Source organism: Pseudomonas sp. ABa2, from assembly GCF_056676075.1.
On sequence record NZ_CM155239.1, the window covers coordinates 1,692,621 to 1,719,587 of the forward strand.

The 26,967-nt window shown below is 66.0% G+C and carries 27 protein-coding genes; 21 read left to right on the forward strand and 6 right to left on the reverse strand.

The window, feature by feature from the left end; all coding sequences use genetic code 11:
* The first annotated feature begins 123 nt into the window (after positions 1–123).
* Complete coding sequence (locus tag AC1G9C_RS08325; RefSeq protein ID WP_480409913.1) at positions 124–1,590, forward strand: glyceraldehyde-3-phosphate dehydrogenase; 1,467 nt, start codon at positions 124–126, stop codon at positions 1,588–1,590.
* A gap of 42 nt (positions 1,591–1,632) precedes the next feature.
* On the opposite strand, the gene AC1G9C_RS08330 is transcribed toward AC1G9C_RS08325, so the two are convergent.
* Positions 1,633–2,184 (reverse strand): chalcone isomerase family protein, encoded by a 552-nt coding sequence (locus AC1G9C_RS08330; RefSeq protein ID WP_480409914.1) that lies wholly within the window; start codon positions 2,182–2,184, stop codon positions 1,633–1,635.
* Between the two features lie 277 nt (positions 2,185–2,461).
* Between AC1G9C_RS08330 and AC1G9C_RS08335 the strand changes: the two genes are divergently transcribed.
* The 9 genes from AC1G9C_RS08335 to sthA all read left to right on the forward strand — a co-directional run bounded on the left by AC1G9C_RS08335 (position 2,462) and on the right by sthA (position 11,059).
* Positions 2,462–3,799, forward strand: coding sequence for a Na(+)-translocating NADH-quinone reductase subunit A (locus AC1G9C_RS08335; protein ID WP_480409915.1), 1,338 nt, complete (start codon positions 2,462–2,464; stop codon positions 3,797–3,799).
* A 3-nt stretch (positions 3,800–3,802) separates the two neighbouring features.
* Positions 3,803–5,014 carry an NADH:ubiquinone reductase (Na(+)-transporting) subunit B gene (locus AC1G9C_RS08340; protein WP_075746500.1) on the forward strand — a complete coding sequence of 404 codons (1,212 nt, stop codon included), beginning with the start codon at positions 3,803–3,805 and terminating at the stop codon, positions 5,012–5,014.
* Positions 5,007–5,795 (forward strand): Na(+)-translocating NADH-quinone reductase subunit C, encoded by a 789-nt coding sequence (locus AC1G9C_RS08345; RefSeq protein WP_031303644.1) that lies wholly within the window; start codon positions 5,007–5,009, stop codon positions 5,793–5,795. The genes AC1G9C_RS08340 and AC1G9C_RS08345 overlap by 8 nt, the downstream gene beginning before the upstream one ends.
* Positions 5,792–6,466, forward strand: coding sequence for an NADH:ubiquinone reductase (Na(+)-transporting) subunit D (locus AC1G9C_RS08350; protein WP_177342921.1), 675 nt, complete (start codon positions 5,792–5,794; stop codon positions 6,464–6,466). Before AC1G9C_RS08345 ends, AC1G9C_RS08350 begins: the two co-directional genes overlap by 4 nt.
* Positions 6,466–7,074 carry an NADH:ubiquinone reductase (Na(+)-transporting) subunit E gene (gene nqrE, locus AC1G9C_RS08355; protein ID WP_021445499.1) on the forward strand — a complete coding sequence of 203 codons (609 nt, stop codon included), beginning with the start codon at positions 6,466–6,468 and terminating at the stop codon, positions 7,072–7,074. The genes AC1G9C_RS08350 and nqrE overlap by 1 nt, the downstream gene beginning before the upstream one ends.
* Positions 7,075–7,089: 15 nt before the next feature.
* Positions 7,090–8,316, forward strand: a complete 1,227-nt coding sequence (gene nqrF / locus AC1G9C_RS08360; RefSeq protein WP_480409916.1) for an NADH:ubiquinone reductase (Na(+)-transporting) subunit F — start codon at positions 7,090–7,092, stop codon at positions 8,314–8,316.
* 2 nt (positions 8,317–8,318) lie between these two features.
* Positions 8,319–9,344 (forward strand): FAD:protein FMN transferase, encoded by a 1,026-nt coding sequence (locus AC1G9C_RS08365; RefSeq protein WP_480409917.1) that lies wholly within the window; start codon positions 8,319–8,321, stop codon positions 9,342–9,344.
* Positions 9,341–9,571 carry a (Na+)-NQR maturation NqrM gene (nqrM, locus tag AC1G9C_RS08370; protein WP_021445502.1) on the forward strand — a complete coding sequence of 77 codons (231 nt, stop codon included), beginning with the start codon at positions 9,341–9,343 and terminating at the stop codon, positions 9,569–9,571. The genes AC1G9C_RS08365 and nqrM overlap by 4 nt, the downstream gene beginning before the upstream one ends.
* Before the next feature lie 93 nt (positions 9,572–9,664).
* The gene (gene sthA, locus AC1G9C_RS08375) at positions 9,665–11,059 is read left to right on the forward strand and encodes a Si-specific NAD(P)(+) transhydrogenase (RefSeq protein ID WP_021445503.1); all 1,395 of its coding nucleotides are present in this window, start codon (positions 9,665–9,667) and stop codon (positions 11,057–11,059) included.
* A 220-nt stretch (positions 11,060–11,279) separates the two neighbouring features.
* Here sthA and AC1G9C_RS08380 read toward each other — a convergent pair whose 3' ends face one another.
* The 3 genes from AC1G9C_RS08380 to AC1G9C_RS08390 are packed head-to-tail and all read right to left on the reverse strand — an operon-like array spanning position 11,280 to position 12,890.
* Positions 11,280–11,999 (reverse strand): glycerophosphodiester phosphodiesterase, encoded by a 720-nt coding sequence (locus AC1G9C_RS08380; protein WP_021445504.1) that lies wholly within the window; start codon positions 11,997–11,999, stop codon positions 11,280–11,282.
* Positions 11,996–12,304 (reverse strand): phosphodiesterase, encoded by a 309-nt coding sequence (locus AC1G9C_RS08385; protein ID WP_397497476.1) that lies wholly within the window; start codon positions 12,302–12,304, stop codon positions 11,996–11,998. The genes AC1G9C_RS08380 and AC1G9C_RS08385 overlap by 4 nt, the downstream gene beginning before the upstream one ends.
* 19 nt (positions 12,305–12,323) lie before the next feature.
* A complete protein-coding gene (locus tag AC1G9C_RS08390; RefSeq protein ID WP_480409918.1) occupies positions 12,324–12,890 on the reverse strand; it encodes a PilZ domain-containing protein in 567 nt (188 codons plus the stop codon).
* Positions 12,891–12,983: 93 nt separating this feature from the next.
* Between AC1G9C_RS08390 and AC1G9C_RS08395 the strand changes: the two genes are divergently transcribed.
* From AC1G9C_RS08395 to AC1G9C_RS08405, 3 genes are read left to right on the forward strand one after another with little or no spacing between them, the layout of a single operon-like run.
* Entirely contained in the window at positions 12,984–14,231 is a 1,248-nt protein-coding gene (locus AC1G9C_RS08395; RefSeq protein ID WP_480409919.1) for a lipoprotein-releasing ABC transporter permease subunit, read from the forward strand.
* 19 nt (positions 14,232–14,250) lie between these two features.
* Positions 14,251–14,937 (forward strand): lipoprotein-releasing ABC transporter ATP-binding protein LolD, encoded by a 687-nt coding sequence (lolD, locus tag AC1G9C_RS08400; RefSeq protein WP_177342919.1) that lies wholly within the window; start codon positions 14,251–14,253, stop codon positions 14,935–14,937.
* Complete coding sequence (locus AC1G9C_RS08405; RefSeq protein WP_480409920.1) at positions 14,937–16,181, forward strand: lipoprotein-releasing ABC transporter permease subunit; 1,245 nt, start codon at positions 14,937–14,939, stop codon at positions 16,179–16,181. The genes lolD and AC1G9C_RS08405 overlap by 1 nt, the downstream gene beginning before the upstream one ends.
* Positions 16,182–16,221: 40 nt before the next feature.
* Here AC1G9C_RS08405 and AC1G9C_RS08410 read toward each other — a convergent pair whose 3' ends face one another.
* The gene (locus AC1G9C_RS08410; protein ID WP_457790137.1) at positions 16,222–16,752 is read right to left on the reverse strand and encodes a DUF2062 domain-containing protein; all 531 of its coding nucleotides are present in this window, start codon (positions 16,750–16,752) and stop codon (positions 16,222–16,224) included.
* A 128-nt stretch (positions 16,753–16,880) separates the two neighbouring features.
* Between AC1G9C_RS08410 and AC1G9C_RS08415 the strand changes: the two genes are divergently transcribed.
* From AC1G9C_RS08415 to murB, 8 genes are all read left to right on the forward strand, one after another.
* Positions 16,881–19,106, forward strand: a complete 2,226-nt coding sequence (locus tag AC1G9C_RS08415) for a DNA internalization-related competence protein ComEC/Rec2 (RefSeq protein WP_480409921.1) — start codon at positions 16,881–16,883, stop codon at positions 19,104–19,106.
* A 72-nt stretch (positions 19,107–19,178) separates the two neighbouring features.
* A complete protein-coding gene (locus tag AC1G9C_RS08420) occupies positions 19,179–19,811 on the forward strand; it encodes a MotA/TolQ/ExbB proton channel family protein (protein WP_003245211.1) in 633 nt (210 codons plus the stop codon).
* Positions 19,808–20,236: an ExbD/TolR family protein gene (locus tag AC1G9C_RS08425; protein WP_480409922.1), complete on the forward strand. Its 429-nt coding sequence runs from the start codon at positions 19,808–19,810 to the stop codon at positions 20,234–20,236. Before AC1G9C_RS08420 ends, AC1G9C_RS08425 begins: the two co-directional genes overlap by 4 nt.
* A complete protein-coding gene (gene lpxK, locus AC1G9C_RS08430) occupies positions 20,237–21,241 on the forward strand; it encodes a tetraacyldisaccharide 4'-kinase (RefSeq protein ID WP_480409923.1) in 1,005 nt (334 codons plus the stop codon).
* Positions 21,242–21,260: 19 nt separating this feature from the next.
* Positions 21,261–21,446, forward strand: coding sequence for a Trm112 family protein (locus tag AC1G9C_RS08435; protein ID WP_021444518.1), 186 nt, complete (start codon positions 21,261–21,263; stop codon positions 21,444–21,446).
* Positions 21,447–22,211, forward strand: a complete 765-nt coding sequence (kdsB, locus tag AC1G9C_RS08440) for a 3-deoxy-manno-octulosonate cytidylyltransferase (RefSeq protein WP_021444519.1) — start codon at positions 21,447–21,449, stop codon at positions 22,209–22,211.
* Positions 22,211–22,675, forward strand: coding sequence for a low molecular weight protein-tyrosine-phosphatase (locus tag AC1G9C_RS08445; RefSeq protein WP_480409924.1), 465 nt, complete (start codon positions 22,211–22,213; stop codon positions 22,673–22,675). Before kdsB ends, AC1G9C_RS08445 begins: the two co-directional genes overlap by 1 nt.
* On the forward strand, positions 22,672–23,691 hold the full coding sequence (murB, locus tag AC1G9C_RS08450) for a UDP-N-acetylmuramate dehydrogenase (protein ID WP_480409925.1): 1,020 nt from the start codon (positions 22,672–22,674) through the stop codon (positions 23,689–23,691). Before AC1G9C_RS08445 ends, murB begins: the two co-directional genes overlap by 4 nt.
* 211 nt (positions 23,692–23,902) lie before the next feature.
* Here the strand turns inward: murB and rne are convergent, their stop codons facing one another.
* Positions 23,903–26,944 (reverse strand): ribonuclease E, encoded by a 3,042-nt coding sequence (gene rne / locus AC1G9C_RS08455; protein ID WP_480409926.1) that lies wholly within the window; start codon positions 26,942–26,944, stop codon positions 23,903–23,905.
* Positions 26,945–26,967: the final 23 nt, after the last annotated feature.

Here is a 26,967-nt window from a genome sequence, read left to right on the forward strand (position 1 = left end):
CACGGTCGTGACAAAAGGCCGGGAATTGTAGCGGGGCTTGGTGGTCAATGTCAGTCGCGACAGGCGCGCATTGCTCATGCCCGCGCGCGCCGTCATAATGTAGCCCCTTTTTTCAGCCCCTACATGTGGAAGGTACTGCCCGTGACTCAGAAGCCCGACCAGTGTCTCGGTGAATGGATCGATCGTGAAGCCCTCGCGGAAGCGATGATTCCGCTGATTGGTCAGCTCTACCGCAACAACAATGTGGTGACCTCGATCTATGGCCGCGGTCTGATCAACCGCTCGGTGATCGACATCCTCAAGGCTCACCGTTTCGCCCGCCACCGTCTGGAAGGCGAAGCCGAACTGTCGGTTCATGACACCTTCCCCATGCTCAAGGCCATGAGCGAGCTCAAGCTGGGCGCCGCCTCGGTGGACCTGGGCAAGCTGGTCGCCAAGTACAAGGCCGAGGGCGCCGGGCGCGGCGTCGAGCAGTTCGTCAAGGACGAGCTGGCCGAGGTGGTCGGCAAGCAGAACGGCGCCGGTCGCGAAGGCACCGACGTGGTGCTGTACGGCTTCGGCCGCATCGGCCGCCTGCTGGCACGCATCCTGATCGAGAAGACCGGTGGCGGCGACGGCCTGCGCCTGCGCGCCATCGTCGTGCGCAAGGGCGCCGACAACGACCTGGTCAAGCGCGCCAGCCTGCTGCGTCGCGACTCGGTACACGGCAAGTTCGATGGCACCATCACCATCGACGAGGAGCACAACACCCTCACCGCCAACGGCAACCTGATCCAGGTGATCTACGCCAAGTCGCCGGCCGAGGTGGATTACACCCAGTACGGCATCAAGAACGCCCTGCTGGTGGACAACACCGGCGTATGGCGCGACGCCGACGGCCTCGGCCAGCACCTCAAGTGCCCGGGCGTCGACCGCGTGGTGCTGACCGCGCCGGGCAAGGGCGCGCTGAAGAACATCGTGCACGGCATCAACCACGGTGAGATCACCCCGGACGACAAGATCATCTCCGCGGCCTCCTGCACCACCAACGCCATCGTGCCGGTACTCAAGGCGGTCAACGACAAGTTCGGCATCGTCAACGGCCACGTCGAAACCGTGCACTCGTACACCAACGACCAGAACCTGATCGACAACTTCCACAAGGGCAGCCGCCGTGGCCGCAGCGCCGCGCTGAACATGGTGATCACCGAGACCGGTGCCGCCACCGCCGCCGCCAAGGCGCTGCCGGTGCTCAAGGGCAAGCTGACCGGCAACGCCATTCGCGTGCCGACGCCGAACGTGTCGATGGCCATCCTCAACCTGAACCTGGAGAAGGCCACCACGCGCGAGGAAATCAACGAGTACCTGCGCCAGATGGCCATGCACTCGGATCTGCAGAAGCAGATCGACTTCGTCAGCTCGCAGGAAGTGGTGTCCACCGACTTCGTCGGCTCGCGCCATGCCGGTGTGGTCGATGCCGAAGCCACCATCTGCAACGACAACCGCGTCGTGCTCTATGTCTGGTACGACAACGAGTTCGGCTACAGCTGCCAGGTGGTGCGCGTGATGGAAGACATGGCTGGGGTCAACCCGCCGGCCTTCCCGCGCTAAGCGCCAGGGGCAATAAAGAACGGGAGCTTCGGCTCCCGTTTTTTATTGGCCGGCCAGCAGCTGGTCGCGCAGTTTGTCGGACAGGCCGTCGGGCGCCAGCCAGATACCCAGGTAGGCGTCGGCCAGCTCGGGGTTGGCGCTGCGAAAGGCGGTTTCGCCATTGCGCAGCAGGCGCAGGCCCTGCTCGCGGTCGTAGTCGAGGGCGTAGCGGTCGCCGGGGCGAATGTCCTTGAAGGTCGCGTGCAGGGCGTCCAGTTCATCGCGCAGGGCGGCCAGGCGTTGGGCGTCGAGCTGGCGTTCGAGGGTGAGCCAGGCGGCCTTGATCACATCGCTGCGCGCGATGTTGCGGAAGTAGTAGAGCTCCAAGCGTTTGGCGTGCGGGCCGTTCAGCGCCTCGCGCGGGCTGATGCCGTTGGGGGTGTAGAGCGCGGCGGCGTAGACGTCGGCCCACAGGTAGGTGAGTACCGCCTGGTTCTTGCGTTCGAGCTGCGCCACCTGCGGGGCGAAGGCCGCTTCGCTCAGGCGCAGATCGCTGTTGGCCAGCAGCAGCGGGCTGGCGAGGGTCAGGAGGAGGACGAGTAGAGCGCGCGGCATGGCGGCTATCCCCAGGCTGAAAAGGCTCTATTTAATTGCGCCGAAGGCTGATCCGGGTCAAGTCGCGATCTGTTGCGCGCTGTTACCGAAAAGTCAAAAAAAGCAAGCGCTTGGGTGGCCAGCCTCGGGGGGCGTCTTTATAATCAAGCGGATTTTTTACCCAGGTTCGGCATCATCATCCACGCCAATAATGCATCGGCGTGGTTGAGTCTATTAGACCTTCGGCTGCTGCCCCTGTCCTATAAAAAGCTTTCTAAATCAGTGGTTAGGCAAACCTATGATCAAACTAAAGCATGGGCTCGATTTGCCCATAACGGGTGCGCCGGCACAGCGTATCGAGGCCGCCAGGCCCGTGCGCAGTGTCGCCGTCATCGGCTTCGACTATCACGGGATGAAGCCGACGATGGAAGTGCAGGTCGGTGATCGGGTCAAGCTCGGTCAACTGCTCTTCACCGATAAGAAGACCCCCGGCGTGCGTTACACCGCACCGGCTGCCGGCGTGGTCAGCGCCATTCATCGCGGCGAGAAGCGCGTGCTGCAGTCGCTGGTGATCGATATCGACGGCGACGAGCAGGAAACCTTCGCCCAGTACCCGGCCGCTCAGCTCGATGCGCTGAGCGACGCCCAGGTGCGCGAGAACCTGCTGCAGTCCGGCCTGTGGACCGCGCTGCGCACGCGTCCGTTCAGCAAGGTGCCGGCCATCGATGCCGTGCCCAGTTCGATCTTCGTCACCGCCGTCGACACCCATCCGCTGGCCGCCGATCCGGCCGTGGTGATCGCCGAGCATGCCGCCGATTTCGAAAATGGCCTGAAAGTGCTGGGCAACCTGGCCAAGGTCTTCCTGTGCAAGGCCGATGGCGCCAACCTGCCCGGCGAGACGCTGGCCAAGGTGCAGAGCGAGGCCTTCGCCGGCCCGCATCCGGCCGGCCTGCCGGGTACCCACATTCATTTCCTCGACCCGGTCGGCGCCAGCAAGAGCGTGTGGCAGATCGGCTACCAGGACGTGATCGCCGTGGGCAAGCTGTTCACCACCGGTCAGCTGTTCGTCGAGCGCGTGGTCGCGCTGGGCGGTCCGGTCGCCGAGCAGCCGCGTCTGCTGCGCACCCGTCTGGGCGCCAACCTGGAAGAGCTCACCGCCGGCGAACTCAAGCCCGGCTTCAATCGGGTGATTTCCGGCTCGGTGTTCGGCGGGCGTACCGCTCAGGGCGCCTTCGCCTTCCTCGGTCGCTACCACAACCAGGTGTCGTGCCTGGGCGAGGGCAACGACCGCGAGATGATGCATTACCTGCGTGCCGGCGTTAACAAACACTCGGTATTGAACATCTTCGTCTCCAAGCTGGCCGGCGCCAAGCTGTTCAACTTCACCACCACCACCAACGGCAGCCCGCGCGCCATGGTGCCGGTGGGCAACTACGAAGCCGTGATGCCGCTGGATATCCTGCCGACTCAACTGCTGCGCTATCTGATCGTTGGCGACACCGAGATGGCTCAGAAACTGGGTTGCCTGGAACTCGACGAAGAAGACCTGGCACTGTGCACCTATGTGTGCGCCGGCAAGTATGAATATGGCCCGATCCTGCGGGACAACCTCACCCGCATCGAGAAGGAGGGTTAATCCGTGGGCATTCGTGCATTCCTCGACAAGATCGAGCACAACTTCGAAAAGGGCGGCAAGTACGAGAAGTGGTATGCCCTCTACGAGGCCATCGACACCTTCTTCTATCGTCCTGGCAGCGTGACCAAGACCACCGCTCACGTGCGCGACGGCATCGACCTCAAGCGCATGATGATCACCGTGTGGCTGTGCACCTTCCCGGCGATGTTCTTTGGCATGTGGAACACCGGCTACCAGGCCAACCTGATCTTCGCTCAGAGCCCCGAGCTGCTGGCGAGCCAGGAAGGCTGGCGCTTCGCCCTGATCGGCTCGCTGGCCGGTTTCGATCCCAACAGCCTGTGGGACAACTTCATCCAGGGCGCCGCCTACTTCCTGCCGGTCTACGCGGTGACCTTCATCGTCGGCGGCTTCTGGGAAGTGCTGTTCGCTTCGATCCGCAAGCATGAAGTCAACGAAGGCTTCTTCGTCACTTCCGTGCTGTTCGCCCTGATCCTGCCGCCGAGCATTCCGCTGTGGCAGGTCGCCCTGGGCATCAGCTTCGGTGTGGTGATCGGCAAGGAAGTGTTCGGTGGTACCGGCAAGAACTTCCTCAACCCGGCACTGACCGGCCGTGCCTTCCTGTTCTTCGCCTATCCGGCGCAGATGTCCGGTGATGCGGTCTGGACGGCGGTCGATGGTTTTGCCGGCGCCACTTCGCTGAGCCTGGCAGCCTCCGGCGGCATCGAGAACGTGATCAACAACGGCATCACCTGGATGGACGCCTTCGTCGGCACCATTCACGGCTCGCTCGGCGAGACCAGCACCCTGGCCATCGCCATCGGCGGTCTGGTCCTGCTGATCACCAAGATCGCCGCTTGGCGCATCGTCGCCGGCGTGATGCTGGGCATGATCGGCCTGAGCCTGCTGTTCAACGTCATCGGTTCCACCACCAACCCGATGTTTGCCATGCCCTGGTACTGGCATCTGGTAGTGGGCGGCTTTGCCTTCGGCATGTTCTTCATGGCCACCGACCCGGTGTCGGCCTCCATGACCAACACTGGCAAGTGGATCTTTGGTGCTCTGATCGGCGTGATGGTGGTGCTGATCCGTGTGGTCAACCCGGCCTTCCCCGAGGGCATGATGCTGGCGATTCTGTTCGCCAACCTGTTTGCACCGCTGATCGACCACTTCGTCGTTCAAGCCAATATCAAGCGGAGGCTGGCACGCAATGTCTAGTCAAAAAGAATCCACCGTCCGCACCCTGACGGTGGCCCTGCTGGTGTGCCTGGTGTGCTCGGTGTTCGTCGCCGGCGCCGCCATCGCCCTGAAGCCGACCCAGGTGGAAAACCGCCTGCTCGACAAGCAGCGCAGCATCCTGGCCATCGCCGGTCTGGGCGAGGCGGGCATGTCAGCGGCCAAGGTCAAGGAGCTGTTCAACAGCACCATCACCGCCAAGCTGGTGGACCTGGAGAGCGGCAAGTTCTCCGATGCGCACAACCCGATCACCTTCGATCCGCTCAAGGCGTCCAAGGACCCGAGCCTGTCCAGCGTGCTGAAAGGCAGCGACGACATCGCCGGGATCAAGCGCCAGGAGCGTTTCAGCACCGTGTACATGGTGGAGAAGGACGGCCAGGTGGAAACCCTGATCCTGCCGGTGCGCGGCTACGGCCTGTGGTCGACCCTGCACGGCTTTATCGCGGTGAAAGGGGATCTGAACACCGTGGTGGGCATGGGCTTCTACCAGCACGGCGAGACCCCCGGTCTCGGCGGCGAGGTGGACAACCCGAAGTGGAAGGGCCAGTGGCCGGGCAAGACCCTGTTCGACGACAACGGCGAGTTGGCCGTGGAAGTCGTCAAGGGCAGCGTCGATCCGCAGGGTCCGAAGGCCGCGCACCAGGTCGACGGCCTGGCCGGCGCCACCCTCACCGGCAAAGGTGTCGACAACCTGCTGAAGTTCTGGCTCGGCCAGAACGGCTTCGGTCCGTTTATCGCTAACCTGCGTGCAGGGGAGGCCTGATCATGTCGCAGCCGACTATTAAAGAAGTCCTGCTCAATCCGATCTTCAACAACAACCCCATCGGCCTGCAGATCCTCGGGATCTGCTCGGCCCTGGCGGTGACCTCGAACCTGCAGACCGCGCTGGTGATGTCCGCCGCGCTGACCCTGGTGACCGGTTTCTCCAACCTGTTCATCTCGCTGATCCGCAGCCAGATCCCCAGCTCGATCCGCATGATCGTGCAGATGGTGATCATCGCCTCCCTGGTGATCGTGGTGGATCAGGTGCTCAAGGCCTACGCCTTCAGCCTGTCCAAGCAGCTCTCGGTGTTCGTCGGTCTGATCATCACCAACTGCATCGTGATGGGCCGCGCCGAGGCCTTCGCCATGCAGAACCCGCCGGTGCTGTCGTTCTTCGACGGGATCGGCAACGGTCTCGGCTACAGCGCCATGCTGATCGCCCTGGGCGTGATCCGCGAGCTGTTCGGCGCGGGCAAGCTGATGGGCTACGAGATCTTCTCGGTGGTCAACGACGGTGGCTGGTACCAGCCCAACGGCATGCTGCTGCTGCCACCTTCGGCCTTCTTCCTGATCGGTCTGTTCATCTGGGGCATCCGCGCCTGGAAGAAAGACCAGGTTGAGAAGAACGCCTACAAGATGGCGCCTCAGGTATCCAACAAGGAGGCCTACTAATGGAGCATTACATCAGCCTGTTCGTCCGTGCGGTGTTCGTCGAGAACATGGCGCTGGCGTTCTTCCTCGGCATGTGCACCTTCATCGCCATCTCCAAGAAGGTGGAAACCGCCATCGGTCTCGGTATCGCCGTGGTGGTGGTGCTGGGTATCACCATGCCGGTGAACAACCTGATCTACACCAACATCCTCAAGGATGGTGCCCTGGCCTGGGCCGGCCTGCCTGAGGTGGACCTGTCCTTCCTCGGCCTGCTGACCTTCATCGGCGTGATCGCGGCCATCGTGCAGATCCTGGAAATGACCCTGGATAAGTACGTGCCCTCGCTGTACAACGCCCTCGGTGTGTTCCTGCCGCTGATCACCGTGAACTGCGCCATCATGGGTGGCTCGCTGTTCATGGTCGAGCGCGACTACAACCTGGCCGAGAGCACCGTCTACGGCGTCGGTGCCGGCGTCTCCTGGGCACTGGCCATCGCTGCGCTGGCGGGCATTCGCGAGAAGCTCAAGTACAGCGACGTGCCGGCTGGCCTGCAGGGTCTGGGCATCACCTTCATCACCATCGGTCTGATGTCGCTGGGCTTCATGTCCTTCTCCGGCGTGCAGCTGTAAGGAAAGGATGAGCAGATGATCAATTACGAAATCTTCCTCGCCATCGGCATGTTCACCGCCATCGTTCTGGCGCTGGTGCTGATCATTCTCGCCGCGCGCGCCAAGCTGGTGTCCAGCGGCGACGTGAGCATCGAGATCAACGGCGAAAAAACCATCGTGGTGCCGGCCGGCGGCAAGCTGCTGCAGACCCTGGCCGACAACAACGTGTTCCTGTCTTCCGCCTGCGGCGGCGGCGGCACCTGCGCCCAGTGCAAGTGCATCGTCGAATCCGGCGGCGGCGAGATGCTGTCCACCGAAGAGTCGCACTTCACCAAGCGCGAGGCCCGCGAGGGCTGGCGCCTGTCCTGCCAGACCCCGGTCAAGCAGGACATGAAGATCGAGGTGCCGGAAGAAGTCTTCGGCGTGAAGAAGTGGGAGTGCACCGTCGAGTCCAACCCCAACGTGGCCACCTTCATCAAGGAGCTGACGCTCAAGCTGCCGGAAGGCGAGAACGTCGACTTCCGCGCCGGTGGTTACGTGCAGCTGGAATGCCCGCCGCACACCGTGTACTACAAGGACTTCGACATCCAGGAGGAGTACCGCGGCGACTGGGACAAGTTCAACCAGTGGAAGTACGTGTCCAAGGTCGACGAGACCGTGATCCGTGCCTACTCCATGGCCAACTACCCGGAAGAGCGCGGCCTGGTGAAGTTCAACATCCGTATCGCCTCGCCGCCCCCCGGCAAGGACGATCTGCCGCCGGGCAAGATGAGTTCCTACGTGTTCAGCCTCAAGCCGGACGACAAGATCACCGTGTACGGCCCCTTCGGCGAGTTCTTCGCCAAGGACACCGATGCCGAGATGGTGTTCATCGGTGGTGGTGCCGGCATGGCGCCGATGCGTTCGCACATCTTCGACCAGCTCAAGCGCCTCAAATCCAAGCGCAAGATCAGCTTCTGGTACGGCGCGCGCTCCATGCGCGAGGCCTTCTACGTCGAAGAGTATGACCAGCTGCAGGCCGAGAACGACAACTTCAAGTGGCACCTGGCGCTGTCCGACCCGCTGCCTGAAGACAACTGGACCGGCCTGAAAGGCTTTATCCACAACGTGCTGTACGAGAACTACCTGAAGGACCACCCGGCTCCGGAGGATTGCGAGTTCTACATGTGCGGCCCACCCATGATGAACGCCGCGGTGATCAAGATGCTGACCGACCTGGGCGTCGAGCCGGAGAACATTCTCCTCGACGACTTCGGCGGCTAAGCATGAACTTTGCGGTACTCCAGCCCGTTATCGCTGTCGCCCTGGCGGCAGCCCTAACGGGCTGCTTGCATTCTAAACGGATCGAAGAGTTCGGCGGCCCGACCATGGGCAGCACCTATTCGGTCAAGTACGTGCGCAGCGACGGCGTGGCGGCGCAGGCCGAACTCAAGGCGGCGACCGAGGTGATCCTCGCCGAAATCGACCAGCAGATGTCCACCTACCGCGCCGACTCGCTGATCGAGCAGTTCAACCGCGCGCCGGCCGGCACCTGCCAGGCCATGCCGCCGGGGGTGCTGGAGCTGGTGCGCGCCGGCAATCGCCTGCATGCAGAGAGCCAGGGCTCGTTCGACCTGACGCTGGAGCCGCTGCTCGACCTCTGGGGCTTCGGTCCCAAGGGGCAGGGCGAGGCGGTGCCGAGTGCCGCGCAGCTGGCCGCGGTGCGCCAGCGGGTCGGTCAGCAGCACCTGCGCATCGACGGCGAGCGGCTGTGCAAGGCGGTCGACGTACAGGTCGACTTCAACAGCATCGCCGCCGGCTATGCGGTCGACCGCATCGTCGCCCGCCTGGCCGAACTGGGCGTCACCAGCTACCTGGTGGAAGCCACCGGCGAGCTCAAGGCGGCCGGCCTCAAGCCCGACGGCAGCCATTGGCGCATCGGCCTGGAGGCGCCGCGCGACGACCAGCGGGTGGCCCAGCGCACCCTCCAGCTCGACGGTTACGGCATCTCCACCTCGGGCGATTACCGCAACTACTTCGAGGAAAACGGCCAGCGCTACTCGCACACCCTCGATCCGCTGACCGGCATGCCGGTCAATCACCGGCTGGCGGCGGTCACCGTGGCCGATCCATCGACCTTGCGCGCCGATGGCTTGTCTACCCTATTGATGGTGCTCGGTCCCGAGGCTGGTCTGGCCTTCGCCGAGCGCAACGGTATCGCGGCGTTTTTCGTGACGCGTGAGGGCGAGGGCTTCGTCACACGCGGCAGCACCGCATTCGAGCAGCTATTCGCTGCAGGAGAGGAACAATGACTTTCTTGGTAGTTTTCCTGGCCATGCTGCTGGTCGTCGGCATGATGGCCGTGGGCGTGATCATGGGCCGTAAGCCGATCGCCGGTTCCTGCGGCGGCATCGCCAACCTGGGCATCGAGAAGGAATGCTCGATCTGCGGCGGTAGCCGCGAGAAGTGCGAAGAGGTCAACCGCGACCCGGCCGAGGCGCCGCGCACCGATCTGGCCTACGACGCGAGCAAGCGCTGATCCCCGTTTGATTGATTGCCGGCGCCGCCCGTGCGGTGCCGGCCCTGCCGCGGCTGCGCCACGCGCGCCCCGGTCTGATGCGAAGGAGTAAACATGGCGGTCTACAACTACGATGTGGTGGTGCTGGGCTCCGGGCCAGCGGGCGAGGGCGCGGCGATGAACGCGGCCAAGGCCGGGCGCAAGGTGGCAGTGGTGGACAACCGTCCGTTGGTCGGCGGCAACTGCACCCACCTCGGCACTATCCCGTCCAAGGCGCTGCGCCACTCGGTGCGGCAGATCATGCAGTTCAACACCAACCCGATGTTCCGCCAGATCGGCGAGCCGCGCTGGTTCTCCTTCCCTGACGTGCTCAAGAGCGCGGAGAAGGTGATCGCCAAGCAGGTCACCTCGCGCACCGGCTACTACGCGCGCAACCGCATCGACACCTACTTCGGCACCGCCAGCTTCGCCGACGAGCAGACCGTGGAAGTGGTCTGCCTCAACGGTGTGGTGGAAAAGCTGGTGGCCAAGCAGGTGGTCGTCGCCACCGGTTCGCGCCCCTACCGCCCGGCCGACGTCGACTTCCGTCACCCGCGCATCTACGACAGCGACACCATCCTCAGCCTCGGTCACACCCCGCGCCGGCTGATCATCTACGGCGCCGGGGTGATCGGCTGTGAATACGCCTCGATCTTCAGCGGCCTTGGCGTGCTGGTGGACCTGATCGACAACCGCGATCAGCTGCTCAGCTTCCTCGACGACGAGATCTCCGACGCACTCTCCTACCACCTGCGCAACAACAACGTGCTGATCCGCCACAACGAGGAGTACGAGCGCATCGAGGGCTTGGAGAACGGGGTGATCCTGCACCTCAAGTCCGGCAAGAAGATCAAGGCCGACGCGCTGCTCTGGTGCAACGGTCGTACCGGCAACACCGACCAGCTGGGCCTGGAGAACATCGGCATCAAGGTCAACAGCCGCGGGCAGATCCAGGTCGACGAGCACTACCGCACCGAGGTCAGCAACATCTACGCCGCCGGCGACGTGATCGGCTGGCCGAGCCTGGCCAGCGCCGCCTCCGACCAGGGCCGTTCGGCGGCCGGCAGCATCGTCGACAACGGCAGCTGGCGTTTCGTCGACGACGTGCCGACCGGGATCTACACCATTCCGGAGATCAGCTCGATCGGCAAGAACGAGCGCGAACTGACCCAGGCCAAGGTGCCCTACGAAGTGGGCAAGGCCTTCTTCAAGGGCATGGCGCGGGCGCAGATCGCGGTGGAGCCGGTGGGCATGCTGAAGATCCTGTTCCACCGCGAGACGCTGGAAGTGCTGGGCGTGCACTGCTTCGGCTACCAGGCCTCGGAGATCGTGCATATCGGCCAGGCGATCATGAACCAGAAGGGCGAGGCGAACAGTATCAAGTACTTCGTCAACACCACCTTCAACTACCCGACCATGGCCGAGGCCTATCGGGTGGCGGCGTTCGACGGCCTCAACCGGCTTTTTTGAGCGGCTCCGGCCGGTGGCCTGAGCCGGTCGGGGAGACGGGCTGGGAGGATGCTTCCGAGTGGCGCTGGCCGAATCGGGAGAGCTTCTAGCGCACCAGGCGGCAAGACGAAAAAACCGGCCATTGGCCGGTTTTTTCGTTCTCGGGCGTTGCTTGTACGGGGCCTGGCGCGAGGGCATCCCCGGATTGCATCCGGGCTACGCGGGGTAAAGCCGCCGATCCTCAGCCGCGCAGGGTCTGCACCGCCAGGCCGGGGAAGTCGGTGATGATGCTGTCGGCGCCGAAATCGGCGAGGCGGCGCATCAGCGCGGCGTCGTTGACCGTCCACACCGACACGTGCAGCCCCTGTTTCTGGGCCTTGAGCAGGCGCTCCGGGGTGCACAGCGTCCAGTTCAGCGCGAGCAGGTGACAGTCGTAATGGGCGGCCACCTTGAGCGGGTCGAGCCAGGCGTATTCGGCCACCAGGCCCAGCTGCAGCTGCGGGGTCAGCTCGCGGGCAGCCTTGAGCACCTCGCGCGAGCTGGAGGTGATGGTCACCTGCTCGCGCAGGCCGAAGCGCTCGGCCAGTTCGGCGATGGCCAGCACGGTGCGCGCGGCGCGCACCTTGGAGGCGCTCTTCACTTCCAGCTGCCAGTGGGCGAAGCGGCACTGCTCGAACAGTTGCTCCAGGCGTGGAATCGGGCAGGGACGCACCCAGCCGGGGCCGCCCTTGCGCGCGTCGTATGTCGCCAGTTCGGCGGCGTCGTGCTCGACCACCTTGCCGCGCAGGCCGGTGGTGCGCTTGAGGGTCGGGTCGTGAATCACCATCAGCTCGCCGTCGCGCGACAGGTGCAGGTCCAGCTCGCAGCGCTCGACGCCGTGCTCCAGGCAACGCTGGAAGCTGGCCAGGGTATTTTCCGGGGCTTCGCCCTTGGCGCCGCGATGGCCGTAGATAAGGGTCACTGTTGCTCCTTGGCGGGGTCCAGATGGCGCGGCCGGTGGTGGCGCACGCTGTTGATCACGTGGTCGTATTCGAAGTAGACGCTGAACTCGCGGTAGTCCCAGCGGGTGATCGGCGGCTGACCGACCGGCCGGTGTTCCTCGTCGGCCAGGCCGAAGCGCTCCAGCACCGAGCCTTTGGACTCGCCTTTTTGCGGCAGGTTGCGCGCATCGAGATCGGCGCCCTGGCTGCCCAATGGAATGGTCAGGGTGTCGGCGAGCAGGATGGTAGGGGTGAGCAGGGCGAGCAGTAGCACGAAGCGATACATGAGGGTTCCTTGGCGGCGGTCATTCGCGGGCCTGGCGACGTTCCAGGGCCTGCTTCTGCAGGATATGCCGGGCCAGCAACTGGCGCTGTGCGTCGGTCAACGCTTCGAACTCGGTGCCGATCTCGTACTGGCCGTCGGCGCGCGGGCGGCAATGCACCACCTGGGCGCGCAGCAGCAGGCCGAGGGCCTGCGGCATCAGCACCATCTTGATCGCCAGGTGGCTGCCGGGCGCCACGGCCTGGCCATGGTTGAAGCTGATGCCGCCTTCGGACAGCGACACCTGGCGCGGCACGCCGATATCGCGCAGCAGGCTCTGCGCCACGGCCTGGCCGAGCAGGTCGATGCGCTTGTTGATCACCTTGAGGTAGTTGGCCAGGGTGCGGTCGCGCTCGCTGATATGGCGCAGCAGGTGCTGCGACTCGAAGTCCATCAGGTGCAGGTCGCTGAGCAGGTTGAACAGCGGCGAGGCATCGTGAAGCGCGTCGCTGGCCTGGGCTTCGGCGCCCGACAGCAGGCTGAATTCCAGTGCTATCGTGTCGTCGATACGATAGTATTCGCGGCGATCATCTTCATCGTGTGTCGACATGGCGAACCCATGGCAGCAGTGGTGGTCTGAGTGTAAAGCTGCTCGCCGGGCCCTGCCACAAGGACGTTCCTCTTTCTCCGAATCCTCCCCGACATGTTCAGACCTCTGTTCGTATTCATCGGTACGCGCTACACGCGGGCCAAGCGCCGCAACCATTTCGTTTCCTTCATCTCCCTGACCTCCATGCTCGGCCTCACCCTCGGGGTGATGGTGATGATTCTGGTGCTGTCGGTGATGAACGGTTTCGACCACGAGATGCGTACCCGGGTGCTGGGCATGATTCCCCATGCCACGGTCGAGTCGGCCACCCCGGTGAGCGACTGGCCGGCCTTGGCGCGCCAGGTCGAGCGCCACCCGCGGGTCGAGGCGCTGGCGCCCTTCACCCAGATGCAGGGCCTGCTGACCCACCAGGGCAAGGTGCAGAAGGTGCTGATCAATGCCGTCGATCCCGAGCAGGAGCGCAAGGTGTCGATCATCGACGACTTCTTCCAGCAAGGCAGCCTCGACAGCCTGCAGCCGGGCGAATTCGCCATGGTCATCGGTGACAAGGCGGCGGCCAAGCTGGGGCTGCAACTGGGCGACAAGGTCACCTTCGTCGCCCCCGAGGTCACCGTCACCCCGGCCGGCATGTTCCCGCGCCTGAAGCGCTTCACCGTCACCGGCATCTTCCATGTCGGCGCCGGCGAGATCGACGGCGCCCTGGCCCTGGCCAACATCAGCGACCTGGCGCGCCTGCAGCGCTGGCGCCCGGATCAGGTGCAGGGCCTGCGCCTGAAGTTCGACGACCTGTTCCAGGCGCCGCGCAGCGCCTGGGAAATCGCCCAGACCCTGGATGGCGACTTCTATGCCCGCGACTGGACGCGCAGCCACGGCAATCTGTACCAGGCCATCCGCATGGAGAAGACCATGATCGGCCTGCTGCTGCTGCTGATCGTCGCGGTGGCCGCGTTCAATATCATTTCCACCCTGGTGATGGTGGTCACCGACAAGAAGGCCGACATCGCCATCCTGCGCACCCTGGGCGCCACGCCGCGGCAGATCATGGCCATCTTCATGGTCCAGGGCACGGTGATCGGCGTGGTCGGCACCCTGATCGGCGCCGCGCTGGGCATCCTCGCCGCGCTCAATATCAGCAGCCTGATCGCCGGCCTGGAAAGGCTGCTGGGGATCAAGTTCCTCAACGCCGACGTGTACTTCATCGACTACCTGCCTTCGCAGCTGCAGACGGCCGACGTGGTCATGGTCTGCACCGCGGCGCTGTTCCTGAGTTTCTTCGCCACCCTGTACCCGGCCTGGCGCGCCGCGCGTACCCAGCCCGCCGAGGCCCTGCGTTATGAATGACCTGACCAACGAAAATGCCATGCAACAGCAGACCGCCGTGCTCAGCTGCCGCAACCTGGGCAAGCGTTACGACGAGGGCCCCGAGTCGGTGGTGGTGCTCGACGGCCTGGAGCTGGAACTGCTGGCCGGCGAGCGGGTGGCCATCGTCGGCAGCTCCGGCTCGGGCAAGAGCACCCTGCTGAACATGCTCGGCGGCCTGGATACGCCCAGCGCGGGCAGCGTCTGGCTGGCCGGCGAGCAGCTGTCGGCGCTGAGCGAAACGGCCCGCGGCCTGCTGCGCAACCGCGCGCTGGGCTTCGTCTACCAGTTCCATCACCTGCTGGCCGAATTCACCGCGCTGGAAAACGCCTGCATGCCGCTGCTGATCGGCAAGACGCCGATCGCCGAGGCGCGCCAGCGCGCCACCGCACTGCTGGAGCGGGTCGGTCTGGGCCATCGCCTCAATCACAAGCCGGCCGAACTCTCCGGCGGCGAGCGCCAGCGCGTGGCCATCGCCCGCGCCCTGGTCAACCGCCCGGGGTTGGTGCTGCTCGACGAGCCCACCGGCAACCTCGACCACCATACCGCCGAAGGCATCCAGCAGCTGATGCGCGAGCTCAGCCGCGATTCCAACACCGCGTTTCTGGTGGTGACCCACGACATGCAGCTGGCGCGGCAGATGGATCGCGTGCTGAGCCTGCAGGACGGCAAGCTGGTGGCCCTCTGATGTTCCGCCCGCTGAGTCTCTTCATCGGCGCCCGCTACACCCGGGCCAAGCGCCGCAATCACTTCATTTCCTTTATCTCGCTGACCTCGATGATCGGCCTGGGCCTGGGCGTACTGGCGATGATCGTGGTGCTGTCGGTGATGAACGGCTTCCAGAAGGAAATGAGCTCGCGCATCCTCGGTATGGTGCCGCACGCCACGCTCTACGGCGCCGAGCCGGTCGCCGACTGGCGCGCCCTGGCCGGCAAGGCCCTGGCCAATCCCCAGGTGCTGGCGGCGGCGCCGTTCGCCGAGATGGAGGGCATGCTCTCGCATCGCGGGGTGATGCAGCCGATCCAGATCCACGGCATCGACCCGGCCGAAGAGGCCCAGGTGTCGATCCTGCCCGGGCATATCCGCCAGGGCAGCCTGGACAACCTGCAGCCGGGCGAATACGGCGTGGTCATCGGCGACATCACCGCACGGCGTTTCGGCCTGCAGGTGGGCGACAAGCTGACCCTGATCATTCCCGAGCTGAGCAGTGCCCCCGGCGGCGTCACCCCGCGCATGCAGCGGTTGAACGTGGCGGCGGTGTTCAAGGTCGGCGCCGAACTGGACAGCTCGCTGGCGCTGATCCACGTCGCCGACGCCGCCGCGCTGCAGCGCCTGCCGGAGGGCAGCGTGCCGGGCGTGCGCCTGGCGCTCCAGGACCTGTACCAGGCGCCGCAGGTATCCACGGCGCTGGCCGCGCAACTGGGCGAGGGCTACCGCGCCGACGACTGGACCCATACCCAGGGCAGCCTGTTCAGCGCGATGAAGATGGAGAAGACTATGATCGGCCTGCTGCTGCTGCTGATCGTCGCGGTGGCGGCGTTCAACATCATCGCCACGCTGATCATGGTGGTGGCCGACAAGGGCGGCGACATCGCCATCCTGCGCACCCTGGGCGCCACGCCGCGGCAGATCATGGCGGTGTTCATGGTCCAGGGCACGGTGATCGGCGTGGTCGGCACCCTGGTCGGCACCCTGCTCGGCGTGCTCGCCGCGCTCAACGTCAGCGCCCTGGTGGCCTGGCTGGAATCCTTCGCCGGCCAGCAGGTGCTGAGCTCGGACGTCTACTTCATCAGCAGCCTGCCGTCGGACCTGCAGTGGCTCGACGTGGCGCTGATCTGCTCGGCGGCGCTGATCCTCAGCTTTCTCGCCACCCTCTATCCCTCCTGGCGGGCGGCGCAGGTGCAGCCAGCCGAGGCGCTACGCTACGAGTGAAAGCAAAAAAGCCGTCGAATCCGACGGCTTTTTTTCTAGCTCAACGCTGCTCGCGCTGGCGTCGATTTTCCTGGCGCTTGCGCCAGTTGTGCTGCACCCACCAGCGCCAGTAGAGCATGGTCAGTACATAGCCCAGAACGGCGAGCACCAGGCCGGAGACGAACGAGCCGATCAGCAGCGGCTTCCACAGGATGGCCAGTTCGGCGGTGATCCACTCCAGGCTCAGGTGGCTGGGCATCTTCATCGCCGGGGTCTGGGTGATCCAGGCGCCGAGCTTGTAGGTGCAGTAGAACACCGGCGGCATGGTGATCGGGTTGGTCAGCCACACCAGGCCGATGGAGATCGGCAGGTTGGCCCGCAGCGGAATGGCGACGGCGGCAGCGGCGAGCATCTGCATGGGCATGGGGATCATCGCCCAGAACAGGCCGATGGCCATGGCGCGGGCCACCGAATGGCGGTTGAGGTGCCAGAGGTTGGGGTCGTGGATCAGGCTGCCGAGAAAGCGCAGGGATTTGTTGCCCTTGATGCTGTCGGGATGGGGCATGTAGCGCTTAAATAAACGACGCGGCATGAAGAGTCTCTGGGCAGGCTGAAGCGCCGGTATTATGCACAGATTCATGACCGTTCGCTTTCTTAAGATTGTGACAACGGGTGAGCGCTGCAAGGGTTTGCCAGGCGCTTTCGGACGAGGGAATGAGGATGCGCACAGGGATGTTGGCGCTGGCCGCGGGCTTGCTGTCGCTGCGATTTCTGCCGCAGTTGCCGCCGGGGTGGCTGCTGGCGTTGCTGGCCGGCGCCGGGCTGCTGTTGTTGCTCTCGCGGCTCTATTTCATCGGCTGCTTTCTGCTCGGCCTAGCCTGGGCCTGCTGCTCGGCGCAGTGGGCCCTGGACGATCGCCTGGCGCCGGCGCTGGACGGCCGCACCCTGTGGCTGGAGGGGCGGGTGGTCGGCCTGCCGGAGGTCGGCGAGGGCGTGGTGCGTTTCCAGCTGGAGGGCGCCCATTCGCGCCGCGCCGAGTTGCCGCGGCGGCTGCGCCTGGCCTGGTATGGCGGGCCGGATATTCGCGGCGGCGAGCGCTGGCGCCTGGCGGTCAACCTCAAGCGCCCGCATGGTCTGGTCAATCCGCACAGCTTCGATTACGAGGCCTGGCTGCTGGCGCAGCGCATAGGCGCCACCGGCACGATCAAGGCCGGCCAGCGGCTGGCGCCGGCCAGTGGCCTGGGCAGCTGGCGCGATGGCTTGCGCCAGCGTTTGCTGGCGGCTCCGGCCTTCGGCCGCGAGGGCGGTATCGCCGCCCTGGTGCTGGGCGACGGCTCGGGGCTGACGACCGCCGACTGGCGCCTGCTGCAGCACACCGGCACGGTGCATCTGATGGTCATCTCCGGTCAGCACATCGCCCTGCTGGCGGGTTTTCTCTATGGCCTGGTGGCCTTCCTGGCACGTGTGGGCGCCTGGCCACAGCGCTGGCCCTGGCTGCCGGCCGCCTGCGTCCTGGCCTTGGTCGGCGCCCTGGGTTACGGCCTGCTCGCCGGTTTCGAGGTGCCGGTGCGGCGGGCCTGCGTGATGGTGGCGCTGGTGCTGCTGTGGCGCCTGCGCTTTCGTCATCTCGGCGCCTGGTGGCCGCTGCTGCTGGCCTTGCTCGCGGTGTTGCTGCTGGAACCGCTGGCCTCGCTGCAGCCGGGCTTCTGGTTGTCCTTCGCCGCGGTGGCAATCCTGATTCTGGTGTTCGGCGGCCGCCTGGGCGTGTGGGGCTGGTGGCGCGGGCTGACCCGCGCGCAGTGGACCATGGCCATCGGCCTGCTGCCGCTGATGCTGATCCTCGGCTTGCCGGTCAGCAGCAGCGGGCCGTTGGCCAACCTGATCGCCGTGCCCTGGGTCGGTCTGCTGGTGGTGCCGCTGGCCTTGCTCGGCACCCTGTTGCTGCCCGTGCCGGGCTTGGGCGAGGGTCTGCTGTGGCTGGCCGGCGGCGCCTTGCAGCTGTTATTCCTGTTGCTCGGTCATATCGCTGGCTGGCTGCCGGCCTGGTTGCCGAGCAATCTGCCGCTGTGGGCCTGGCTGCTGGCCCTGGGCGGGGCGCTGCTGTTGTTGCTGCCGGCCGGGGTGCCGCTACGCCTGCCCGGCCTGGCCCTGCTCTTGCCGGCGCTGTTTCTGCCGCCGCCGGCGTTGCCGGAGGGGCGCGCCGAGGTCTGGCTGCTGGACGTGGGGCAGGGGTTATCGGTGCTGGTGCGCACCCGCGCGCACAGTCTGCTGTACGACGCCGGGCCGCGTTTCGGCGATTTCGACAGCGGCGAGCGTATCGTCCTACCGTCGTTGCGCGCGCTGAACCTGCAGCGCCTCGATCTGCTGTTGCTCAGCCATGCCGACAACGACCACGCCGGCGGCGCCGCCGCGATCGTCGCCGGCCTGCCGGTGGCGCGGCTGCTCAGTGGCGAGCCCGAACGCCTGGGGGCGCGGCTTGCGGCCGAGCCCTGCGAGTCGGGCCGGCAGTGGCAGTGGGATGGCGTCAGCTTTCGCCTGTGGCGCTGGGTGCAGGCGGCGCCTGGCAACCAGAGCTCCTGCGTGCTGCTGGTGGAGGCGGGCGGCGAGCGTCTGCTGCTGACCGGCGATATCGATGCGCGCGCCGAGCAGGCGCTGCTGCAGGATGACTTTCCCCTGGCGGCGCACTGGCTGCTGGCGCCGCACCATGGCAGCCGCAGCTCCTCCAGCCGGGCCTTCGTCGACGCGGTGGCGCCGCGCCATGTGCTGATCGCCCGCGGCCGTCACAACAACTTCGGCCATCCCCATCCGCAGGTGCTGGCGCGTTACCGCGAGGCCGGCGCCCGGCTGCACGACAGCGCCACCAGCGGCGCCCTGCGCCTGCTGCTGGGCGAGCAGGGCGAGGCGCAGGCATTGCGACGCCAGGCACGTTTCTGGCGGGAAAAATGAGAACGGCGGCGGTCGGCGAGGGCGGCACCCTATGCTAGAGTGGCGCCACTTTTTCGAGGGGGATTCTCTACCGTGTGGGAACTGGTCAAAGCTGGCGGCTGGATGATGCTGCCGATCATTCTCTGCTCCATCGCCGCGGCCGGCATCGTCGCCGAGCGCCTGTGGACCCTGCGGCCCGCCCGCGTCACCCCGGCCAACCTGCTGGCCCAGGTCTGGCGCTGGATCAAGGACAAGAAGCTCAATAACCAGAAACTCAAGGAACTGCGCGAGCATTCGCCGCTGGGGCAGATCCTCGCCGCCGGCCTGGCCAACTCCAAGCATGGTCGCGAGATCATGAAGGAATGCATCGAAGAGGCCGCCGCCCGCGTCATCCATGAGCTGGAGCGCTACCTCAACGCCCTCGGCACCATCGCCGGCATCGCGCCGCTGCTCGGCCTGCTTGGCACCGTGCTGGGCATGATCGAAATCTTCAGCTCCTTCATGGGCTCGGGCATGGCCAATGCACCGATGCTCGCCGGCGGTATCTCCAAGGCGCTGATCACCACCGCCGCTGGCCTGATGGTGGCGATTCCGGCGCTGTTCTTCCATCGCTACCTGCAGCGTCGCGTCGACGAGCTGGTGGTGGGCATGGAGCAGGAGGCGATCAAGCTGGTGGAAATGGTGCAGGGCGACCGCGACGTCGACCTGGGCGAGGGCAAGGCGTGAAATTCCGGCGCAAACCGCGGGAGAGCGTCGAGATCAACCTGGCCTCGCTGATCGACGTGGTATTCATCCTGCTGCTGTTCTTCGTGGTCACCACCACCTTCACCCGCGAAACCCAGCTCAAGGTCGACCTGCCCGAGGCCGTCAGCGGCACGCCGCCGGAGCAGACCGAGCTGAAACAGCTGGAGATCCTGATCGGTACCGACGGCGCCTTCTCGGTGAACGGCAAGGCGCTGCTGGAAAGCAACCTGACCAACCTCATGGCGGCGCTGCAGAAGGAGTCCGACGGCGACAACAGCCTGCCGCTGATCATCAGCGCCGACGGCAAGACCCCGCACCAGGCGGTGATCACCGCTATGGACGCGGCCGGCAAGCTGGGCTTCGCGCACCTGCGCATCACCACGGTGGAAGCACAGGAAAGCCCTTAAGTGAGCGCTGCCGACCGTCTGCTCGACGCCTGGTACCGCGGCCATCCGGCGCTGGCGCTGCTGCGCCCGCTGGAGTGGCTGTACCGCCGCGTGGTGCAGGGCAAGCGCGCGCGCTTTCTCGCCGGCACGGGCGAGATCTACCGCGCGCCGGTGCCGGTGCTGGTGGTGGGCAACATCACCGTCGGCGGCACCGGCAAGACTCCGTTGATCCTCTTTCTGATCCAGCACTGCCGTGCCCGCGGCCTCAAGGTCGGCGTGGTCAGTCGCGGCTATGGCGCCACGCCGCCGAGCCTGCCCTGGCGGGTGCGCGCCGAGCAGCCGGCGGCGCAGGCCGGCGACGAGCCGCTGTTGATCGTCCAGCGCACCGCTGTGCCGCTGATGATCGACCCGGATCGCGGCCGTGCGGTGCGTGCGCTGCTGGCCGAGGAGCCGCTGGATCTGATCCTCTGCGACGACGGCCTGCAGCACTACCGTCTGGCGCGCGACCTGGAGCTGGTGCTGATCGACGCCGCCCGCGGCCTGGGCAACCGCCGCTGCCTGCCGGCCGGACCGTTGCGCGAGCCGGCCGAGCGCCTCGATGAGGTGGACGCCGTGCTGTTCAACGGCGCCGAGGCCGATCGCGCCGACGGCTACGCCTTCCGCCTGCAGCCCACCGCCCTGGTCAACCTGGCCAGCGGCGAGCGCGTGCCCCTGGATCATTTCTCCGCCGGCCAGGCCGTGCATGCGGTAGCCGGCATCGGCAACCCGCAGCGTTTCTTCGCCACCCTCGAAGCGCTAAACTGGCGACCGGTTCCGCACCCTTTCGCCGACCATGCCCAGTACGACGCCGCGCAGCTCCGTTTCGAGCCGCCGCTGCCCATGCTGATGACCGAGAAGGATGCGGTGAAATGCCGGGCCTTCGCCGCCGCCGACTGGTGGTACCTGGCCGTCGATGCCGTGCCCACGCCGGCCTTCGTCGCCTGGTTGGACAAGGAGTTGGCCCGCCTCATACCGGGGTCTTCATGACCCCATCAAGGACTCCGCCATGGACCCTAAACTGCTCGATATCCTCGCCTGCCCGATCTGCAAGGGCCCGCTGCAGCTCTCCGAAGACAAGACCGAACTGATCAGCAAGGGCGCCGGCGTGGCCTACCCGATTCGCGACGGCATCCCGGTGATGCTGGAAAGCGAGGCGCGCACCCTCAGCACCGACGAGCGCCTGGACAAGTAAATGAGCGCAGCCTTTACCGTCGTCATTCCCGCCCGTTACGCCTCCACCCGCCTGCCCGGCAAGCCGCTGCAGGACATCGCCGGCAAGCCCATGGTGCAGCACGTCTGGGAGCAGGCGAAGAAGAGTTCCGCCGCCCGTGTGGTGGTGGCCACCGACGATGCGCGCATCGTCGAGGCCTGCCAGGCCTTCGGCGCCGAGGTGCTGCTGACCCGCGAGGATCACAACTCCGGCACCGACCGCCTGGCCGAGGTCGCCAGCCAGCTCGGCCTGGCCGACGATGCCATAGTGGTCAACGTGCAGGGCGACGAGCCGCTGATCCCGCCGGCGATCATCGACCAGGTGGCGGCCAACCTGGCGGCCAATCCGCAGGCCGCTATCGCCACCCTGGCCGAGCCCATCGAGGACGTCCAGGCGTTGTTCAACCCCAATGTGGTCAAGGTGGTCGCCGACAAGAATGGTCTGGCCCTGACCTTCAGCCGCGCGCCGCTGGCCTGGGCGCGCGACGCCTTCGCCCAGAGTCGCGACGTACTGCCACAAGGCGTGCCCTATCGTCGTCATATCGGCATCTACGCCTACCGCGCCGGCTTCCTCCACGACTTCGTCGCCTGGGGCCCGTGCTGGCTGGAAGACACCGAGTGCCTGGAACAACTGCGCGCGCTGTACCACGGCGTGCGCATCCATGTCGCCGATGCCCTCGAGGCGCCGGCCGCCGGCGTGGATACCGCCGAAGACCTGGAGCGGGTGCGCCGCCTGCTGGGGGCCTGATGAAAGTCCTGTTCGTCTGCCTGGGCAATATCTGCCGTTCGCCCACGGCCGAAGGCGTCTTGCGCCACAAGCTGCGTGCCGCCGGCCTGGAGGATCGGGTGCAGGTGGATTCCGCCGGGACCGGCGACTGGCATGTCGGCAAGGCGCCCGACAGCCGCACCCGCATCGCCGCGCAGCGTCGCGGCTATGACCTGTCGGCGCTGCGCGCGCGGCAGGTCGAGGCGGCCGATTTTCAGCGCTTCGACCTGATCCTGGCCATGGACCAGAGCAATCTGCGCAATCTGCAGGCGCTGCGTCCGGCAGGTGCCCAGGCGGATCTGGATCTCTATCTGCGTCGCTATGAGCTGGGCCTGGACGACGTGCCTGATCCCTATTACGGCGGCGAAGACGGCTTCGAGCAGGTGCTGGACCTGATCGAGCAGGCCAGCGAGGCATTGCTGACCGAGATCAGGGGGCGCCTGTGAGCCTGCATCTGCAGAGCGAGGTTTCGCTCAGGGCCTTCAACAGCTTCGGTGTCGAGGTAAGCGCCCGACTGTTTGCCCAAGCCCATAACGACGACGAAGTGCGCGAAGCGCTGCGTCTGGCTGAGTCACATGACCTGCCGCTGCTGGTGATCGGTGGTGGCAGCAACCTGCTGCTGACCCGCGATGTCGAGGCGCTGGTGCTGCGCATGGCCAGTCGCGGCATTCGCATCCTCGAAGACGACGGCGAACGGGTGCTGGTGGAGGCCGAAGCCGGCGAACCCTGGCATCCCTTCGTACTGTGGAGCCTGGAACAGGGGCTTAACGGTCTGGAGAATCTCAGCCTGATCCCCGGCACCGTCGGCGCCGCGCCGATGCAGAACATCGGCGCCTATGGCGTCGAGCTCAAGGACCTGTTCGTCGGCCTCACCGCGCTGGATCGGCAGAGCGGCGAGCTGCGCGACTTAAGCCTGGACGAATGCGCCTTCGCCTACCGCGACAGCCTGTTCAAGCGCGAGGCGGGGCGCTGGCTGATCCTGCGCGTGCGCTTGCAACTGAGCCGTGTGGCGGCGCTGCGCCTGGACTATGGCCCGGTGCGCCAGCGCCTGGCCGCGATGGGCATCGAGGCGCCGACCGCCAGCGATGTGAGTCGGGCGATCTGCGCCATCCGCAGCGAGAAGCTGCCGGATCCGGCCGAGCTGGGCAATGCCGGCAGCTTCTTCAAGAACCCGCTGGTGTCGAACGCGGTCGCCGAGCGCATTCGCGCCGAGCATGCCGATCTGGTCGGCTATCCTGCGGGCGAGGGGCTGCTGAAGCTGGCCGCCGGCTGGCTGATCGAGCGGGCAGGGTGGAAGGGCTTTCGCGACGGCGATGCCGGGGTGCACCGTCTGCAGGCGCTGGTCCTGGTCAACTATGGCCAGGCCAGCGGCGAGCAACTGCTGGCCTTGGCGCGGCGTATCCAGACGGATATTCAGGCGCGCTTCGGCGTCGAGCTGGAAATCGAACCCAACGTACTCTGAGCGCTAGGTTCGAGCCCATTCGCGGATACCACTGCATGGACGCAGGAGGTAGGGCGAAGCAGGATGCCAGAGCCGAAAGCCGTTCCCACAGGAACTGCTCCGCTCTCTCAGGAGCGGCTTCAGCCGCGAACGTGCAAAGTCCAAGGCGCTTTTCGCTCAGACATAAAAAAGGGGATGCCTAGGCATCCCCTTTTTCATTGCGAGCCGAGCATCAAACCTGCGGCTTGACCTCTTCCTTCTCGCTTTCCACTTCGCTCTCGGCGTTCGGCTGTTCGTCGGTCGCTTCGCTCGGCTGTTGAACGGCTTCGCTCGGCTCGACCACTACCTGCTCGCTGGCAACCGGGGCGCTTTCGACGCTTTGCTCGGTCGCAACGGCCGGCTGAGCTTCGACCGGAGCGGCCTCGGCTTCGGCGGCAACGCTTTGCTCGGCCGGAGCAGCGGCGGCCTCGGCGGCTTCGCGGGCCAGGCGCTCGGCTTCGCGCTGACGACGGCGCACTTCGCGCGGATCGTTCGGCGCGCGACCGCCGCTGCTGAGCGGAGCCGCGGCAACCGGCTCTTGCGCCGCTGCAACCGGAGCTTCTGGTACGGCTGCCGGGGCTTCTTCCTGCACGGCAGCTGGCGCGGCCGCTGGTTCGGCTACCGGCGCTTCGACGACCTGGACTTCGGCAGCCGGAGCAGCCTCGACCACGACTTCGGCGACCTGCTCGGCTACCACCGCAGGCTCACTCGGTTCGGCGGCGACAGCGACCTCTACCGGCGCGGTGGGTTCTTCGCTGGCTACTTGCGCGGCGGGCGCTGCAACCGGCTCGACGGCCTGCACTTCGACCGCGGGCTGTTCGTCGCCGCTGGCGGCCACTACCGCGGCTGCCGTGGCGGCGGCTGCGGCGACCTGGGCGCTCTGCGCGTCGCCTTCCGCGGTTTCTTCGGCGCCTTCGATCAGGTTGCCGTCGGCATCGCGCTGACGTTCGCGACGATTGCTGCGACGACGCTGGCCGCGCGAACGGCGACGCGGACGCTCGCCCTCGTTGCTGTCCTGCTCGTCGTCCTGCAGTTGTTCCTCGTTCGGCAGGGCTTCGTCTTGCAGGGCTTCATCCTGCAGGGCCTCGGCCTGTTCGGCGCGCGGCTGACGCTCCTCGCGCGGCGGACGTTGACGCTCCTGACGCTCGGCGCGCGGCGGGCGTTCGGCACGCGGCTCTTCGCTGCGGGCTTCTACGGCATTGCCGTCGAGCGGCTCGCGCAGTTCGCGCACGCGTTCCTCGCGAGGGGCACGCTCTTCGCGCGGCTTGCGCTCGCGGCGGTTTTCCTGGCCTTCGCGCGGGGCGCGTTCTTCACGTGGAGCACGCTCCTCGCGCGGTTGACGCTCTTCGCGCGGCTCACGGGCCTGACGCTCTTCACGCGGGGCGCGCTCTTCGCGCGGCTTGCGCTCTTCTTCGCGACGACCGCCGCGATTGCGGCTCTGCTGACGACCGTTGCGGCGCTCTTCGCGCGGCGGACGCTCGCTGCTCTTCTTCTCCACCACGGCCGGCTTGGCTTCTTCTTCCTTGCCGGCGAACAGGCTGACCAGTGACTTGACCAGGCCCTTGAACAGGCTCGGCTCCGGCGCGGGGGCCGGCGCCAGCGGTGCGGCGGCCGGCTCGGCGGCAGCCGGTGCGCTGCTGCGCGGTGCGGCCTTGATCGCGGCTTCCTGGCGTACCAGGGTGCGGGTGGCGGCAGCCGGTTGGGCTTCTTCGCTCTCGGCGGTGGCGGTGATTTCGTAGCTGGACTGGCCGCTCAGCGCTTCCGGGCTGTCGTCGCGCAGGCGCTGCACTTCGAAGTGCGGGGTTTCCAGGTGATCGTTGGGCAGGATCACGATGCGCGCGCGGGTGCGCAGTTCGATCTTGGTGATCGAGTTGCGCTTCTCGTTGAGCAGGAAGGCCGCGACCGGGATCGGCACCTGGGCGCGGACTTCGGCGGTGCGATCCTTCAGCGCTTCTTCTTCGATCAGGCGCAGGATGGCCAGCGACAGCGATTCGACGTCGCGGATGATGCCTTGACCGTTGCAGCGTGGGCAGACGATGCCGCTGGTCTCGCCCAGGGACGGACGCAGGCGCTGACGGGACATTTCCAGCAGGCCGAAGCGCGAGATGCGGCCGACCTGCACACGGGCACGGTCGGCTTCCAGGGCTTCGCGCACCTTCTCCTCGACGGCGCGCTGGTTCTTCGCCGGGGTCATGTCGATGAAGTCGATGACGATCAGGCCGCCGATGTCGCGCAGGCGCAGCTGGCGGGCGATTTCCTCGGCCGCTTCCAGGTTGGTCTGCAGCGCGGTCTCCTCGATGTCGCTGCCCTTGGTGGCGCGCGCCGAGTTGATGTCGATGGAGACCAGGGCTTCGGTCGGGTCGATGACGATGGAGCCACCGGACGGCAGCTTCACTTCACGCTGGAAGGCGGTCTCGATCTGGCTTTCGATCTGGAAGCGGTTGAACAGCGGCACGCTGTCTTCGTACAGCTTGATCTTGCTGGCGTACTGCGGCATCACCTGCTGGATGAAGGAGAGCGCTTCTTCCTGGGCTTCGACGCTGTCGACCAGCACTTCGCCGATGTCCTGGCGCAGGTAGTCGCGGATGGCGCGGATGATGACGTTGGATTCCTGGTAGATCAGGAACGGGGCGGGGCGGCTGGTGGAGGCTTCCTTGATGGCGCTCCACAGCTGCAGCAGGTAGTCGAGGTCCCACTGCATTTCTTCGCTGGAGCGGCCCAGGCCGGCGGTGCGCACGATCAGGCCCATGTCGGCCGGGGCGTTGAGGCCGTTCAGCGCTTCGCGCAGTTCGTTGCGCTCTTCGCCTTCGATGCGGCGGCTGATGCCACCGGCACGCGGGTTGTTCGGCATCAGCACCAAGTAACGACCGGCCAGGCTGATGAAGGTGGTCAGGGCCGCGCCCTTGTTGCCGCGTTCTTCCTTCTCGACCTGGACTATGACTTCCTGGCCTTCCTTGAGCACGTCCTTGATATTGACGCGGCCGCCTTCAGGGGCCTTGGAGAAGTATTCGCGGGAGATTTCTTTGAGGGGGAGGAAGCCGTGGCGTTCGGAGCCGAAATCGACGAAGGCGGCTTCAAGGCTGGGTTCGACGCGGGTGATGCGGCCTTTATAGATGTTGGCCTTCTTCTGTTCGCGGGCGCCGGACTCGATGTCCAGGTCGTAGAGTTTTTGGCCGTCTACCAGGGCAACACGCAACTCTTCGGGCTGAGTCGCGTTAATAAGCATTCTTTTCATGTGGTACCAATGGGTTCCGGGGC